We start from the raw sequence: 16529 nt of genomic DNA on the forward strand, positions 1-16529 counted from the left end.
CGGGTTGCGGCCTTGCATGGGCTCTCTACCAAAGAAACGCCCGTGGGATTTAAATACATCGGGGAGCTCTTAGCTAGAGGCGATGTGATGATGGGTGGAGAGGAAAGCGCCGGAATGTCAATCTCGGGCCATGTTCCAGAAAAGGATGGCATATTGGCTTGTCTGTTGGTGGCGGAAATGGTGGCCAGAACGGGAAAGGGCATCAAAGAGCTTCTCACCAATCTTATTGAACGAGTCGGACCAGTCTATTCCCGGCGGGAAGATGTAATGGTTACCGAATCCATGCAGGAAAATTTATCAAAGGTTCGGGAAGAGCCTCCTGGTGCCTTTGCGGGGCAGCCGATTCAAACGGTCAATCAGCTTGATGGCTGCAAGCTGCAAATGGAAGATGGGAGTTGGTTTTTGCTCAGACCATCGGGGACGGAACCATTGGTTCGATGCTATGGAGAAGCCTCCACGAAGGAACGCCTTGATGAGTTAATGCTGTCCGGTCGAAAACTTCTGGACGGTGCATCTTAAGTCCAGCCGGTGTGGAAGAGCTGAAACGCTTTTAGGGAAAGGTTACATCATTCCTTCACGGATGAAGGGAGTCCATCATGCCTTGTCGTAATAAAGTTTTTTCCAATCCAACTCAAGCAGCTTGTAGTCACTAGGCTACGACCATGTCAGCATTTCAATTCGTACATACTGCCGATTTACATTTAGATAGTCCGTTTCGGGGCTTGTCGGAAGTTGCGCCGGCACTACAGTCTGTCCTGCGGGAGGCAACGTTCCAAGCTTTTGAACGCATCATTGATCTCTGTATTAATCGGGATGTGAATTTTCTTCTCATTGCCGGGGATATTCATGATGCCTCTGATCGAAGTCTACGAGCGCTGACTCGCCTACGACAAGGATTCGAACGCCTCGCGGACCATCATATTCCTGTGTTTATGTGCCATGGAAACCATGATCCCTTAACCGGGTGGAGCGAACACTTTTCTTGGCCCGACAATGTCTGGGTCTTTGATACGAAGGAGGTCGCCGCTCGCCCGGTCCTGGTTCAGGGGGCGGAAATTGCCAGAATCTACGGGGTGAGTTTCGGCATGGAAAAAGTGACCGACAACCTCGCGCAGCAATTCCAGGGAGACCCCGAGGCACCGTGGTCCATCGGCCTTTTACACACCAATGTTGGTCAAGACCCCAATCATGGAAATTACGCACCATGTCAATTGGACGATCTTGTCCGAGCAGGAATGAATTATTGGGCCTTGGGACACGTACATACCCATCGCATTCTTCGAGATCAAGATCCTCTTATCATTTATCCAGGGAATCCCCAAGGGCGACATGTGCGCGAAACAGGGCCACGCGGTTGTTACCTCGTGAGCGTGGATTCCCAAGGCCATGCGTCTCCGGAATTTGTTCCGGTCGATGTGGTGCGTTGGTATGATGAACGGTTGACGATTATGGGGCTTGGAGATTTTGACGATTTGTTGAACCGAATGGATGAGCGAGTTCATGTAATCCGTCAGCAAAGCGAAGGCCGAGGAGTGGTCGTCCGGTGGCAATTCGAGGGGCGAGGCCCCTTACACCGAGAGCTGATTCGCCCAGGACGTCTGGAAGATCTTCTCATGACCATTCGAGAAAAATGGGGAACGGGCTCTCAATTTGTCTGGTCCGAAGCGGTTCATGATCGAACCGGACGAGAAGTCGATCTTGATGGGATTCGGCATGAAGAAAATCTCCTTGGCGACTTTATTCGTTTAACGGAAATCGAAGATGCCTCCAACCTTCAGCACATTCGCCAGGCCATAGAGCCCCTTTTTGATGATCCGAGAGTCTATCGCTATCTGGGGGCGCCGTCGGACGCGCAAATTCGCGAATGGGTACAGACTGCGCAGCATTTGGGACTGGATCGCTTACTGACGGGAGACGAGTAAAACCGTATGCGCATCGCGGAAATGATCATTGATGGGTTTGGGGTCTTTCGGGAAGTCACCGTAAGCGACCTCGATCCAAAAGTCACGGTGTTTGAAGGACATAATGAAGCCGGCAAAACCACGCTCATGGCCTATATCCGAGCGGTCCTTTTTGGGTTTGAAGGAAGGCGAAATGGTGCAAATCGATACGAACCTGCTCGAGGAGGACGCCATGGCGGCGCGTTAGTCGTCGATACCGAGGATGGGCGACGATTTCGTATTGAACGTGTAGATTCTGGCGCGCGTGGTCGAGTCAAAGTATCTGCCACTTTTCCTTTCCAACATACGGTTTCCGAAGTCGAAACCAATCGTTCGGATGAAGAAAGCCTTCGCCAACTGCTCTACGGCACGTCAAAACTGCTGTACCAAAACGTGTTTGCTTTCGGGATTGGGGAGCTTGAGCGCTTAGATACTCTCCAAGCTGACGAAGTCAGCCATCATATTTATACCGTAGGGATGGGAACAGGATTGACGCCACTCACCATCGTCCAAAGTGGATTGGATGCAGAACAGTCGCAGCTCTTCAAACCAGGAGGGCGAAAGCCCTTGATCAATCAACTTCTTCAAGCACTGGAGGAATCGCAGACCGCTATTCGTGATTTGCAAACACTCCCTGACGAATATGACACGTTGCAAAACCGACTGGTGATCCTCGATCAGGAAATTCAAGAAGACCAAACCGAATTAGAAGAAACCAAGACTCGCTGTGATTGGTTGGAGTCTCTTGTAAAAGCTAGGACTGATTGGGAGCAGCTTCAAGTCGTTCGCCAGGAATTGGAAGAGATTCCGACCATTGAAAGTTTTCCTGCTGGTGGCATCGAACGCTTGGAACAAGTGGAACGGGCCTTGGGGAGCGTGGAAACTCGCTTAGATGAAATTCGATCGACAATACGAAAGGCGGTGGAACGCCGAGTCAATCTGCGTCCCGACCCGAGAATTCTCAAGAATCAAAACGAAATTGAAGCCTTAGAAGACCTTCGCGGACAGTTCAAGACAGCGCTGGATGGGTTAAGCGATCTTCGATCGCGAGCAGAAGTCCGGCGCAAAGTCCTTGATGAAATGTTGGGGCGTCTTGGTCCAGCGTGGGATGATGCCCGGTTGGATCGATTTGAAGCGTCCATTCCCATTCGAGAGCGCGTTCGTGGGTTGCGTGATCGGCTAGAGGCCTGTCGGCAGGAAGTGATCGAAGCCAATCGTGCGCAGCAAGACGTTGAGCGCATGAAAAAGGAAAAGGATGGAGAGCTTGAACGGCTTCAAGAAAAGTTGGAGCAACTGGCGGCTCCTGACTGTCCTACCAGAGTGTCGTTGGATGAACGCGAGCGGGCGATCAGGCAATGGGTCCAATTGCACCATCAGCGTGCATTAACCCAGCAACACCGGCAAGACTTACAAGTCCAAACCACCGCACTCGAAGATCAGGTTCAGGCTATTACCAATGAACTCACAGCTGTCGAGACGCGGCGGGACCGTTCATGGTGGGCCCTGCTTGGGGTGAGTGCCATGTTTATTGGACTGGGGACCTACGCCGGAGTACAACAAGAAATATCTTTGACCATCGTGTTGGCATCGGCAGGGATCGTGGCGATTGGGTTGTTGGCCTGGTGGCGGCACGAACTGCAGGAACAACGGCGTGTGCGAATGGGGGAACTGCAAGACCAGATTCAGTCGGTTACTCTGCAGTGGGAAGAACTTCAGGGTGAAACCCAACAAGCAGATATGGAAGAAAAGGCGCTTGCCGAGGAAATGACCCAATTGAGCCAACAAGTGCTGGGTATAGAAATGACTTCATTGGATGTTGCCGAATCAGCCCGTCGGGCATTAGAAGCCGAGCGACGGTTAGCCGAGCGTCGCGAAGATATCAATGTGCGAATTCAGGATGATGAGGAAACCTTAGTCGGTTTACTCGAAAAAGGCCAAGTGGCCCTAAAGGTTCGCCAAGAAATCGAAGCCAACCAAGAAAGCGCCCAACAGGCATGGCAGGAATTTTTACTTGGCTTGGAACTTCCAGAAGACCTGACGCCGGATGGCGCACTTGAAGTGATTGCAGGGGCGGAGCGAGCCCAAGGGCAATTACGCGAATGGCGTGATGTGACCAGGGAGTTGCAGCATGTCGAACGTTTTGTGGTCGATACGGCGCGACAATTGAATAAAGTTTTGGAACAGTGCGGCTGGGATCCTGTGGAAGTGGAACATTCTCCGGGTGCATTGACCGCGCTTCGGAAATCGCTGGAACAAAGTCTTGCCAGTCATCAAGAATTGGCTCGCCTGACAGAACTCATTGCCGAACGTCAAACGGAAGTGGAGGCCGCGGAGTCGGAAAAAGTTCGATACCTGGATCAATTGCAAGCCTTACTGCGCGCAGGCGGTGCATCAGATAGTGAATCGTTTCGTCAGCGCGCGGGATTGTATACGCGGCAGGTTGAATTGGAACGACAGCAACGACAATTAGAATTTGCCCTCAAGGTTCATGCGGGGTCGGCGGAACGGTATCAGGATATGGAAGCCAGCCTGTCAAACAAATCACGCGCGGAGTTAGAGCGGGAGTGGAGCGAAGCCAAGCGGGAGGGGCAGCAACGGTTAGTTGATGTGTTGACAAAAAAACTACAAGAAAAAGGTCGGGTGGAGCAGCGATTACAAGATCTTGAACGGAATGAACAGCTCTCTTTTTTGATGTTAGAACGCCAAGAGTTATTGGCGCAATTACAACAACATGCGAATCGATGGGCTGTTCGCTCCATTTGCCAGCACCTGTTGGATAAAGCGCGGCAAGTCTATGAGCGGGAACGGCAGCCAGCGGTGTTGCGGGAAGCCTCAAAATTTTTCGCCTCCATGACAGGGGGGCGATACGTCCGGGTGAAAGTGCCGTTGGGCGAAATGCGACTGGAAGTCGAGGCGGAAGATGGAAAATCTTCGCCAACGGATATTCTTAGTCGGGGAACTGCGGAGCAACTTTATTTGGCCATGCGGTTGGCGTTTATCTGTGAGTACGCAAAACATGCCGGGCCATTGCCACTGGTGATCGATGATATTTTGGTTAATTTCGATCCCGAGCGTGCCAAGGCGACGATTGCGGTGCTTGGGCAAATTGCGCTCACCCATCAGGTTCTTGTGTTCACCTGCCATCCTCACGTGAGCCGGTGGTTTGAAGAAACATTGGATGGGGTCTCTATCCGGCCCATTCCCAAATCCGCTTAGGGGGTTGCTGAAAAAGGCCGCCAGCGGCGTTCTCGGGGCTTTGCCGTCCTCACGTACTGATGTACGCTGCGGGCGCCAAATCCCCTGCGGCCTTGCTGGACAACCTTTTTCAACAACCCCTTTCCATTCGTGAGCATTAATTGAGTAAATTCAATTTAATTTTGCTCTTTTCAATTATGGGGTTTGTTTAATTTTCCTCCCTTTTAAACCGAAAACTGAGAGCACCTTTAACGATTATGGAAGGTTAAGAATGACAGACTTTGCGCGAGAACTAAATGTGGCAACGGAATTAGCCAGAAAAGCAGGAGCCGTCATCATGGAGGTGTATGCCACAGATTTCACTGTGGCCTATAAAGGAAAAAATGATCCGGTGACGGATGCGGATAAACGTGGGAACGAAATGATTGTCAAAGGGCTCAGGCAAGCCTTTCCCAACGATATTATTGTTGCCGAAGAAAGTGCAAGACCCGATGCGACCCAAGCGGGTACCCGGATTTGGTATGTCGATCCTGTGGATGGGACGAAGGAGTTTATTGCCAAAAATGGTGAGTTCTCTGTGATGATCGGGTTGTCGATCAATGGGCAAGCCAAGGTAGGTGTGGTGTTCCGGCCAGATGGGGATCTACTGTACGTCGGAGTGGTAGGACAGGGAGCGTGGATGGAGAGGAATGGCAAGCGGATGCCGTTAGTCGTTAAAAACCCTGGCCTTTCGTCTTCAATTACACAGGCTGTTTCACGGTCTCATCGTCATCCCATGTTAGAAAAAATCGGAAAAGACATCGGCGTGGGTAAGGAAGTGCCCTCAGGGAGTGTCGGCTTAAAAATTGGATTGATTGCTCGAGGCCTTGCGGACATCTATATAGAACCGGGTCCTTATACCAAACTCTGGGATAGTTGCGGGCCGGAAGCCATTCTTCGGGCAGCGGGTGGACAATTTACGAACATACTTGGGGAACAAATTCGGTATGGCCTCACGCAGTTGAAGAATACCCATGGATTGGTGGCGACCAATGGGGCGTATCATGAGAAGGTGATACAAGGATTAGAGCCGGTTGCGAAGGAATTGGGGTTGACGGCGCAGCCTGCGCAATAATTCTTCTTGAAAATGGAAAGGCCTGAGTGAAAAACGTCCAATTCACTCAGGCCTTTTTCTTTTTCCTAACAAATAATATTTATAGCGGGGTTTCGCCCCCGCGCGACGAGGCACTTTTGTTTCGGCAAAAGTGCCCAAAACCATTTCCGCCCGGGCGCGTCCCTGCGGGTACCTGCTCCACCATCCCGAATCAAGATGGCTCGGGAACTCGCTCTGCTCAAACAGCCCTCGCCAGAACAGTCGGATTCGGGGTGGCGGACCAGCCGCGCCCGAAGGCGGGAAATCCAACCACTATTAGGAAAAGGATTAGAATAGTAAAGTAAAAAATGTGTCCTCCTGGTCTGAATTTAAAAAACAGTTTAAAATATGCCAGAAAGGTGGCTCAATATGACCTTAGTGATTTCCGCCGTAAGCAACAAAGGACTCTATCAAGTCAGTGACCGACGCCTGATGAATTGGAGTGGGACCACAACACTTACTGATGATGCCACCAAGACCGTGAGGTTAGACCTTCAAGATGGTAAGGCCTTGGTCAGCTATGCTGGTATTGGGCGAGTCCGAGACCTACAAATTAGCGAATGGCTGAAGCGAATTCTCCGAGGCCAGAAACTTAAATATCTTGAGTTCCGAAATTTGCTCGCAGAGAAGGCAACCCAGAAAATCACCCCTCTGGAAGCAACCCTTCATGAGTTTGTTATCGTTGCGAATGTAGAAGGAAAGCCTAGGTTTGAAGTCATTTCGTCAGACCGAACAGGAAATTACTATAACAGCGGTTCAGCACGTAACGGCGTTTTTGGCACATTCGCTCCTCCTCGGATCCGTAGCTCCGTATATTTCTCTGGATCGGGGCGAGATGCTCTCTCACGCCAAGACAAGAGAGTTGCAGTCCAAGCTATCAAGCGTCGGAACCTGACATCCCAACAATTTGAAGCAGTACTTGTGCATTTACATCTCACTGCTTGGAAGCAACAAAGAAACGGGTCTGTCAGTCGCGATTGTATTTGTACTCACGTAGACAGTCAGGGGGGCGGGTGGAGCCACCTTCACACCTCCAACGGTACCTCGGTGTATAATCTGCCATCAATAATGGGAGGGTTGCCCGCTGATGACATTTCCAAAGCGATAATGAAAATAGTGGGACCCGAGCTTTCTGCTGCGGTTCGGGAAGGGCGAACCCCCCGCTCAACGATTGCAGAAGTTCAAGACGCTCTTAAGGGAATTGAACTCACTCCAGAGGATTCTCTTTAATAGTGGTGCCCACTTCCGTAAAAAAAGTGTCTCGTTCCGCAAGAGCGGAACCCCGCATTCAATAGAATCCAATATTCTTTATTCTCAACTCTTAGATTACAAAAGCCTTTGTAAAATTTCCCCCTTTCCCCTTTCCTTGACACTATTTTCCCCCACTCCCTAGAATGCCTTTCCTGCCTTTTTCTCTAGGGAAAAGTGGTAACTTGTTGAAGATCACGTCAGAAGAGTGTGATCTTCCTTGGTTTTTTCACGAGATACGAAATACGAGATACGAGCGACGATTTATGCGGGATGATGTAGTCATTATAGGTGGTGGACTCGCTGGGTCTGAGGCCGCGTGGCAGGCGGCGGAGCGGGGGGCCAAAGTCACGCTCTATGAGATGCGGCCCAAGAAGGAGACGGCGGCGCATAAGACCAGCAATTTAGCTGAGATCGTGTGTTCAAACTCTCTAGGTTCCGCCGATCCGATGAGTGCGCCTGGTATCTTGAAAGAAGAGATGCGCCTGTTGAATTCATTGGTAATTCGAGCTGCTGAGTTGGCTCGGGTACCAGCGGGTTCGGCACTTGCGGTGGATCGTGATATCTTCGCCCAAGAAATTACCCGAACGTTGGAATCGCATCCGAATATCAAAATTATTCGTGAAGAGATTCAAGAGATTCCCCGTGATGCCCTCTGCATTGTGGCCACGGGGCCGCTAACTTCAGAGAATTTGTCCAAGGCGTTGGCGTCGTTGACGAGTAAAAAGAACTTGGCGTTTTTTGATGCCATTTCGCCGATCATCGATGCCGAGTCAATTGATATGGATACGGTGTTCCAGGCTTCTCGGTATGATAAGGGTGGAGCAGATTATCTCAATTGTCCGATGGATGAGGAAGCCTATACGGCGTTTTATGATGCGTTGATGGCCGCCGAAAAAGTCGAAGCCAAGGATTTTGAAAAAGTGCCGTATTTTGAAGGATGCATACCCATCGAGGTCATGGCCGAGCGTGGGAAACAAACCTTAACGTTTGGCCCCATGAAGCCCGTGGGGTTGACCGATCCTCGGACGGGAAAGCGTCCGCATGCGGTTCTGCAATTACGAGCAGAAAATCAGCATGGTTCGTGTTATAACATGGTAGGGTTTCAAACGAAGTTAAAATATCCAGAGCAGCAGCGGGTGTTTCGTATGATTCCCGGATTGGAAAAGGCGGAGTTTTTGCGGCTGGGGAGTATTCATAGAAACACGTTTGTGAACTCGCCGGAGATCTTGCGAAACACCTTGCAGGTGAAGATGCGCGGGACGACATTCTTGGCAGGTTGTATTATTGGAGTGGAAGGGTATGTGGAGTCGGCAGCGAGCGGTGGATTAGCTGGGATTAATGCGGCGCGCGCGTTAGCGGATTTGCCACTCATCACTCCACCGTTAGGCACGGCCCATGGGGCGTTGATCAATTATATTACGACGAGTGATGCCAAGCATTTTCAGCCCATGAATACCAACTTCGGATTATTTCCGCCCTTGCCTACGAAGGTTCGTAACAAGGAGCAGAAGCGGCGGATGATCCACCAACGAGCGATAGATGAGTTCAAAGCATGGAAGACGCAATTCGCGCTTTCCTAACCCATCTGGACCTTGAGCGGGGTGCCTCCCGCGAAACCCTACGGAGTTACCAATCGGATCTTCGGCAATTTGTCGAATTTCTGCGAAGTGGCGATAGAGAAGCCGTGGTGGACCCTGGCGAGGTTGATCCCACGACGATTCGTCAATTTTTAATTTGGTTGGCCGAGAAACAAGAGAAAAAAACATCCCAAGCGCGAAAACTGGCCTGCCTCAAGAGTTTTTATAAATTTTTGAATTTGCGAGCAATGATTACCACGAATCCAACGACGCATATTCGAGCTCCGCGCCTGGGCCAGCATCTCCCGCGTGTCTTGTCGAAAGATGACGCCGATCGGTTGATGGAATCACCCAACGAAGATGCAGGAGCCAAAACCGCAAGGGATCGGGCGATTTTGGAAACCTTGTATTCCACCGGTGCGCGAGTCAGTGAATTGGTTGGGTTGAACTGGGGCGATGTGAATCTTGAGGATGGTATGGTTCGGCTTCGGGGAAAAGGCAAGAAGGAGCGACTGGTGCCAATAGGCCAAGTCGCGATCGACGCAATTCATGATTATGTGGCCATGGGGTCGGTTAAATTATCTACCGACAAGGTTGCAGTTGAAGCGATGGGTGTGAAATCGTTGGCGTTCTCTGAAGACCGACCAGTGTTTCAGAATAACCGCAAAAGCCGCCTATCAGTCCGTACGGTGGAGCGAATCGTCCGGCAATATGCAGGGCATTTGCAGGTAGGCTCTGTGACGCCCCATACGTTGCGACATTCCTTTGCCACTCATTTACTCGATGAAGGAGCGGATCTTCGGGTAATTCAAGAACTCTTAGGCCATGCCTCCTTGGGCACGACCCAAAAATATACACACCTCGCGACGGATCGGTTAATGGAAGTCTATGACAAAGCGCATCCACGAGCAGGACATGCGTCTCAGGTTTCAAAGGCTCAAAAAGGAAAGTCAGCATGATAATACGATCAACCACGATACTCTCTGTCAGGCGAAACGGCGCTGTGGCCATGGGTTCCGATGGCCAAGTTACCGTGGGCACCACGGTGATGAAAGCCAATGCTCGTAAAGTTCGACGATTGTATCATGACAAAATCCTCGCGGGTTTTGCCGGATCTACTGCGGATGCGTTTACCTTATTTGAAAAGTTCGATGTGAAGCTGGAAGAATACCGAGGCAATTTGACACGCGCCGCCGTGGAGTTGGCCAAAGATTGGCGAACGGATCGGGTTTTGCGTCGCTTGGAAGCCTTGCTCGCCGTCTCGGATGATACCCAGTCGTTCATTCTGTCGGGAACCGGCGATGTCATTGAACCTGAAGATGGTATCTTGGCCATTGGATCTGGGGGCCCCTATGCGTTGGCTGCGGCTCGGGCGCTGATTGCCAAAACGGAATTAGATCCCAAGACCATTGTGCAGGAAGCCATGTCCATTGCTGGCGGCATTGATATTTACACAAACAAGGAAATCATCATCGAAGAGTTACGCAAATGATTATGAAATCGGATACACCCTCTCAGTCAGTGAAACTTGATTCGATGACTCCACGACAAATTGTCGAAGAGTTGGATCGCTATGTGATTGGCCAAAGTGACGCGAAACGCATGGTCGCGATAGCCCTGCGGAGTCGATGGCGCCGGCAGCAATTGGATCCTGAGCTTCGGGAAGAAATTTTCCCAAAGAATATCATTATGATCGGACCGACCGGTGTAGGAAAAACCGAAATCTCTCGACGTATTGCCAAACTTGCCGATGCACCGTTTATTAAAGTGGAAGCCTCCAAGTTCACCGAAGTTGGCTATGTGGGGCGCGATGTCGAGGCGATTATTCGGGATCTGACGGAACAATCCGTCAATATGGTCAAGAATGCTTCGCTCGAACGCGTGGAGCGTAAAGCCGAAGATCGGGCAGAAGACCGGGTCTTGGATTTGTTGCTTCCCCCAAGCTCTTCTCGGGCGATGTCCAGTCGGGACGATGATGAAGAGTCGAATGGTAAAGCTTCTGTGGGAGAGTCGGATTCCACCAGACAAAAACTACGCAAACAGTTACGCGAGGGAGCTTTGGATAAGCGCACGGTGGAAATCGAAGTCAAAGAACGTACGCTGCCGGTTGGAATTATTTCCAATGTGGGCGGCATGGAAGACATCGAAAACAATCTTCGGGAAATGTTGGGTGGGATGATGCCGGGGAAGAAGAAAAACCGGGTCATGAAAATCCCAGAAGCGTTGAAGTACTTTACTCAAGAAGAAGCCCAAAAACTGCTCGATATGGATGAAATTACCCGCGAGGCGGTTCATCGTGTCGAAGAATCGGGGATCGTCTTCTTGGACGAGATCGATAAGATTGCCGGCAAGGAAAAAAATATGGGCCCGGATGTGTCGCGGGAGGGAGTCCAGCGTGATTTGCTGCCGATTGTAGAAGGCTCTACCGTCAATACCAAATATGGTCCTGTTCGGACGGACCATATTCTTTTCGTGGCAGCGGGGGCGTTTCATGTGGCCAAGCCATCGGATTTGATTCCGGAGTTGCAGGGGAGATTCCCCATCCGTGTGGAATTAGAAGCGTTAACCAAGGAAGACCTCGTTCGAATTTTAACGGAACCTCGAAGTGCTCTGGTGAAGCAATACCAAGCATTGTTGGGGACGGAAGGAATTACGCTGGATTTCACGAAGGATGGTATTGAAGAAATTGCCGCGACTGCGGTTGAGGTCAACGATCGGACCGAAAACATTGGCGCCCGACGACTCTTTACTATTGTAGAGCGTTTACTGGAAGATGTGTCCTTTGCCGCGCAAGAGCTGGACGAGAAAAAAGTGGTCATTGATGCTGCCTATGTTCAAGAGCATTTGAAAGATATTGTGAAGGATCAAGATCTAAGTCGATACATCCTTTAAAATCGTCGCTCCTATCTCGTCGCTCGCATTTCGTGGAAACACAAAAAACCTAGTTTGAGAAAAAACATGGAAAAACTCATTAAAAAAGCAGATGTGCTCATTGAGGCGCTGCCGTACATTCGGACGTTTGCGGATAAGACCATCGTTATTAAGTACGGTGGCGCGGCCATGACGAAGGATGACTTGAAAGACGGTTTTGCGGAAGATGTGGTGTTGATGAAGTATGTTGGACTCAACCCGGTGATTGTACATGGCGGCGGGCCACAAATTAATGACATGTTGTCGCGCCTGGGGATTCAATCCACTTTTAAGCGCGGAGTGCGGGTGACGGACCAAGCTACCATGGATGTGGTAGAAATGGTGTTGGGTGGGAAGATCAACAAAGAAATTGTGACGCTGCTCAATCAACATGGAGGAAAGGCCATCGGTATCACGGGAACCGATGCGGGATTTATGGTGTGTAAGCCGTTTTCCGCCAAGTCTTGGTCGCAAGGAATGAGTCAAGATTCCCAAAGCCAGGCGGATGAAGATTACGGCTTCGTGGGGGAGGTAGAAAAAATCGATCCCCAGATGATTACGCGATTGCAACAGGAGAATTTTATTCCAGTGATTGCTCCTATCGGCGTGGATCGAAAGGGTATGCGGTATAACATCAATGCCGATCTCGTAGCAGGTGCGGTAGCTGGGGCTCTGAAAGCGGAAAAGCTGTTGGTGCTGACGGATGTTAAAGGTATTCGTGATGCGGCCAATCGGCATGTTTCCACCCTCTCGAAAAAAGACGTAGAGCGGATGGTGAAGAAAGGTACGATTTCCGAGGGCATGTTGCCCAAAGTGCGATCTTGTTTAATTGGCATTGAAGCTGGCGTGCAGAAGGCCCATGTCATCGATGGGCGAGTCCCGCATGCAATTTTGCTAGAGATTTTTACGGACAAAGGCATTGGCACGGAGATCGTGGCATAGTAAAAACCGTTGCTCGTATCTCGTCGTTCGTATCTCGGAAGTAATTTAAAATTTTAGAAATGGTCGATGGAAGTGCCCAATGGGGTATGTTCCCTGAAGAATCAATACGATGAAATTCGCCAAATCTCCAGCCGGTACCGAAAGTAAAAACCGTTCCGCTATTCCTCAGCCTGACAAGAAATCGGCATTGCTGTTAGTCCATCTTCAGAATGACTTTTGTCCAGGTGGTGCTCTAGCTGTGGCCGGGGGCGATCAAGTCATTCCCGTGGCGAATGCATGCATTCAGTTCTTTTCACGGGAAGCGTTTCCGATTATTGCCACACGTGACTGGCATCCAGAAAACCATTGTTCCTTTCAAGCCCAAGGCGGGCCCTGGCCTCCTCATTGCGTGCAAGGATCCCGAGGATCGCAATTTCATCCTGATTTAAAAATGCCCCCGGGCACGTTGATTGTGTCGGGGGCGACCAACCCCAAAAAAGAAGCCTATTCGGGATTCGATGGCACGTCCCTGGAGGATCGGTTGGAAGATGTCGAGGCTAAGACGCTCTTTGTCCTTGGGCTCGCCACGGATTATTGCGTGAAGCAGACCGTGTTAGATGCCTGTCAACGGGGATTTCGAGTGGTGGTATTGGAAGATGGTGTTCGGGGTATCGAGGCGCAACCCGGGGATTCCCAAAAAGCCATTCAAGATATGCAAACCGCAGGTGCGTTAATCGCTCATTCCGCAGATTTGGGGATTTAGTCCTGACCCTCCTTCCTTTGATTTTTTGCCCTGTCTAAAAAATCTTCAATCTCTATTTTTTCTTTTTCAAATGGACATTGACGATCGAGGTAGCAATCGATTGGCTTAATTCGTCAAGAGTTCGATTTAGGGCAGCAACAATTGATGCGTAGTCTGGCCCTTGAAGCGGTGCCGTGAGATGAGAGTTATGGGTGTCTAGAATGGTTCGCGTGTCTTCCCCATACAAGTACCAACGGGCGGTGAGATGGGCTTCCCCATCAGCCGTTGCGTCAAATCGCGTGATATCGATGGCCACTTGATACTCAATGGATGTGGTTCGTTTCCATGGGTAACTAACGACATGATCGGTTTTCAAGAGAACAGACAAATTGTCAATGAGGACTTGAGGGATATTATCCTTAAGAGGTTCGGCCCATTTATGAAACTCTGCCAAACTTAATTCATTCGTGCTGACTCTTGTGACGATTTGGGGCCGATCCACATATTCGGGAATAGTCAGTGGCCCAACGCCAACGGCCAAACCTTCCGGTGCCTTTGCGATGGCCTGTTTGGTTGAGGAATAGGAATTCAGTAAATAAAACTTGGAGGGTTGTGAGGTGGCGGTGCATCCACCAAGAGACAAACAAACTAAAATCACGCCTATCGATTTCCAATACTCAAAATTTTTGTTCATGTTAGAACTCGCGCAAAATTAAGTTAAACGGATTATGATGAAAACTCGAAATCCGAATATCGAAATCCGAATATCGAAATCCGAAACAAATCTTAAATTCGAAAATCGAATGTTTCAAACAAAGCATTTCGACTTCAGCGGACAGGGGTTGTTTTGAAATTTTTTCATTGGAATGTTTCGGATTTCGATATTTGATTTTCGGATTTTTTCCCTTTAGTTCTCCCTAGATTCTCCTTTGCCGTGAATCAGTGCTTCTGGATGTCGTTCCAAATACTCTGCCATATTTCGAATGGATCGAGCAGCCGCAGATAATTCCTCAAGCGTATTTCCCAGTTCATAGCGTAATCCAGAATTTTCATCGACGATGCCCTTGGCGGTGGAGAGCGTATCTTTAGCTTGGATAAAGGTTTTGTCCATGGTTTTGGCGGTGGCTCGTAAGTCTTTAATCAATTGGGCGGCAGGACCTTCCTGTAAAGTAAAGGTTACTTGGGCTTGATCCATTGCGGCGCGAGTGGCTTCCAAAGTTTCGTGAAGGTTGGCTGCTAATTCTCCCGATGCCCCTTCTTTCATGGCAAGGGTGGTCTCGGCTTGCTGTAACGCGTTGCGAGCGGTCACTAAGGTGGCCTCAATACTATCCGCTAAAGTCACCACACGAGTATCCAGGGTTTTGCTCAATCCTTGCACATGGTCCATTGTGCCTTGGAGCGAACGAATTGCATCGAGTAATTCAGGGGCGTTGACCAATCGTTCAATGCCTGTGACGGCCCGAAGAATTCCATTGACGAGATCCTCAAGCGGAATATCTTCCAGCTTCGCCGTGAGTTCTTCAAAGCTTGTAGGAATAGTGGGGAATTCAGGATAGGGGTCTTGATATTTATGCAAGGTGATCGGCGTGTCAGGATGAAAATCAAGACCGATGGAGAGTTGGCCTGTGACAAAGCTTTGCATTTCCAATCGGGCCCGCAAACCCCGCTGGATCAGTTCAATCGCCTGGCTCCGGTCGGCTTGTGTGGTGAGTTCCATTTCAAAAATGGCATCAAGAACCTTGGCCATAAGGTCTTCCTTCACTGGTTCTTTGCCGATAGGCGTGATCCGATCCGGTTCGATTTCTATGTACACAGGGGTGCGAATAGAGTTGTCTTTTGGATCGAATGTGACCTTGATATCGTTTACGGATCCGATTTTGACACCGCGAAAATTGACTGGCGCACCCACTCGTAATCCTTTAATGGATTCATCAAAATACAACACCCATGGGACTTTTCGGGAAAGTAACTTCCCACTGCCAAATATCATGATGCCCATGATGAGCAGGAGGATGGCTCCAATGACGAATACTCCGACGGCTGTGGGATTGGTTTTTCGACTCATTTCAGTTTCTTAGTGGGATGTGGAAAGGACTTCGCCCCGGTGCAAGAAATTTTGTACGGTTGGAATGGGACTCTCAGCCAAAAGCGTTTTGGGGTGTCCTGTGGCCAACATGGTTTTGGTCTCGGCATCCAAGAAGACCGAATTGTTGCCTATCGCAAAAATACTGGCTAATTCGTGAGTCACCATCACCACGGTCGTATTCAAACTTTCCCGTAATTCTAAAATCAAATCATCCAAATGTCGTGAACTAATAGGATCGAGGCCCGCTGAGGGTTCATCGAAAAACAACATATCCGGATCAAGGGCCATGGCTCTGGCCAAGCCAGCTCGTTTTTGCATCCCACCACTTAATTCGCTTGGATAATAGTCACCAAATCCAGCCAATCCCACTAACGCGAGTTTAAAGGAAACGATTTCTTGAATTTGTGATTCGTGAAGATCCGTATATTCGTGCAGGGGGAGTGCGACATTTTCTGATAAGGTCATGGAACTCCAGAGGGCCCCGCTTTGGAAGAGGACGCCAAAGCGGCGCATCAAACGGTTTTGAGATTCTTCATCAGCTTGCCAAAAACTTTCTCCCGTGAACAGGACGTCTCCCCGTGCCGGTCGTTTCAGCCCGATCATATGGCGAAGGAGCGTACTTTTTCCGCATCCACTTCCGCCCATGATAATAAATATATCGCCTTGGTTTACCGTAAAATTTAAATCGCGTTGGATGACGACATCTCCATAGGCCATTGTTAAATTGTGGACGGTTATAGGGGCATGGGGCATAAAGAATTCCTTGGGTCGTGAC

At 49.9% G+C, this 16529-nt stretch carries 14 protein-coding genes (1 of these 14 only partly in view); 11 read left to right on the forward strand and 3 right to left on the reverse strand.

What is annotated here, in order from left to right; genetic code table 11:
- From PPG34_RS12155 to pncA, 11 genes are all read left to right on the forward strand, one after another.
- A protein-coding gene (locus PPG34_RS12155; protein WP_313833592.1) for a phosphoglucomutase/phosphomannomutase family protein crosses the window boundary here: on the forward strand, nt 1-519 show its 3' end. 906 nt of this gene lie to the left of the window's left edge; 519 of the gene's 1425 nt are visible here — the last part of the coding sequence; its start codon lies beyond the left edge, outside the window; it ends in the stop codon at nt 517-519.
- A gap of 143 nt (nt 520-662) precedes the next feature.
- Nucleotides 663-1922: a metallophosphoesterase family protein gene (locus PPG34_RS12160; RefSeq protein WP_313833593.1), complete on the forward strand. Its 1260-nt coding sequence runs from the start codon at nt 663-665 to the stop codon at nt 1920-1922.
- Nucleotides 1923-1928: 6 nt separating this feature from the next.
- Nucleotides 1929-5156: an AAA family ATPase gene (locus PPG34_RS12165; protein ID WP_313833595.1), complete on the forward strand. Its 3228-nt coding sequence runs from the start codon at nt 1929-1931 to the stop codon at nt 5154-5156.
- Nucleotides 5157-5406: 250 nt separating this feature from the next.
- Complete coding sequence (locus PPG34_RS12170) at nt 5407-6249, forward strand: 3'(2'),5'-bisphosphate nucleotidase CysQ family protein (protein ID WP_313833596.1); 843 nt, start codon at nt 5407-5409, stop codon at nt 6247-6249.
- Nucleotides 6250-6636: 387 nt separating this feature from the next.
- Nucleotides 6637-7497: a hypothetical protein gene (locus PPG34_RS12175; RefSeq protein WP_313833598.1), complete on the forward strand. Its 861-nt coding sequence runs from the start codon at nt 6637-6639 to the stop codon at nt 7495-7497.
- Nucleotides 7498-7781: 284 nt separating this feature from the next.
- The gene (gene trmFO, locus PPG34_RS12180) at nt 7782-9098 is read left to right on the forward strand and encodes a methylenetetrahydrofolate--tRNA-(uracil(54)-C(5))-methyltransferase (FADH(2)-oxidizing) TrmFO (protein ID WP_313833599.1); all 1317 of its coding nucleotides are present in this window, start codon (nt 7782-7784) and stop codon (nt 9096-9098) included.
- A complete protein-coding gene (gene xerA, locus PPG34_RS12185) occupies nt 9071-10054 on the forward strand; it encodes a site-specific tyrosine recombinase/integron integrase (protein WP_313833600.1) in 984 nt (327 codons plus the stop codon). The genes trmFO and xerA overlap by 28 nt, the downstream gene beginning before the upstream one ends.
- On the forward strand, nt 10051-10587 hold the full coding sequence (gene hslV / locus PPG34_RS12190; protein ID WP_313833601.1) for an ATP-dependent protease subunit HslV: 537 nt from the start codon (nt 10051-10053) through the stop codon (nt 10585-10587). The genes xerA and hslV overlap by 4 nt, the downstream gene beginning before the upstream one ends.
- Nucleotides 10584-11987, forward strand: coding sequence for an ATP-dependent protease ATPase subunit HslU (gene hslU, locus PPG34_RS12195; protein ID WP_313833602.1), 1404 nt, complete (start codon nt 10584-10586; stop codon nt 11985-11987). The genes hslV and hslU overlap by 4 nt, the downstream gene beginning before the upstream one ends.
- Before the next feature lie 66 nt (nt 11988-12053).
- Nucleotides 12054-12947, forward strand: a complete 894-nt coding sequence (gene argB, locus PPG34_RS12200; protein WP_313833603.1) for an acetylglutamate kinase — start codon at nt 12054-12056, stop codon at nt 12945-12947.
- Nucleotides 12948-13056: 109 nt separating this feature from the next.
- On the forward strand, nt 13057-13689 hold the full coding sequence (pncA, locus tag PPG34_RS12205) for a bifunctional nicotinamidase/pyrazinamidase (RefSeq protein WP_313833604.1): 633 nt from the start codon (nt 13057-13059) through the stop codon (nt 13687-13689).
- Between the two features lie 52 nt (nt 13690-13741).
- On the opposite strand, the gene PPG34_RS12210 is transcribed toward pncA, so the two are convergent.
- From PPG34_RS12210 to PPG34_RS12220, 3 genes are all read right to left on the reverse strand, one after another.
- Nucleotides 13742-14362: a PqiC family protein gene (locus PPG34_RS12210; RefSeq protein WP_313833605.1), complete on the reverse strand. Its 621-nt coding sequence runs from the start codon at nt 14360-14362 to the stop codon at nt 13742-13744.
- Nucleotides 14363-14575: 213 nt separating this feature from the next.
- Nucleotides 14576-15733, reverse strand: coding sequence for an MlaD family protein (locus PPG34_RS12215; RefSeq protein ID WP_313833607.1), 1158 nt, complete (start codon nt 15731-15733; stop codon nt 14576-14578).
- 9 nt (nt 15734-15742) lie between these two features.
- Nucleotides 15743-16507, reverse strand: coding sequence for an ABC transporter ATP-binding protein (locus PPG34_RS12220; protein ID WP_313833609.1), 765 nt, complete (start codon nt 16505-16507; stop codon nt 15743-15745).
- Nucleotides 16508-16529: the final 22 nt, after the last annotated feature.

Source organism: Candidatus Nitronereus thalassa (assembly GCF_032191465.1).
GTDB lineage: Bacteria > Nitrospirota > Nitrospiria > Nitrospirales > UBA8639 > Nitronereus > Nitronereus thalassa.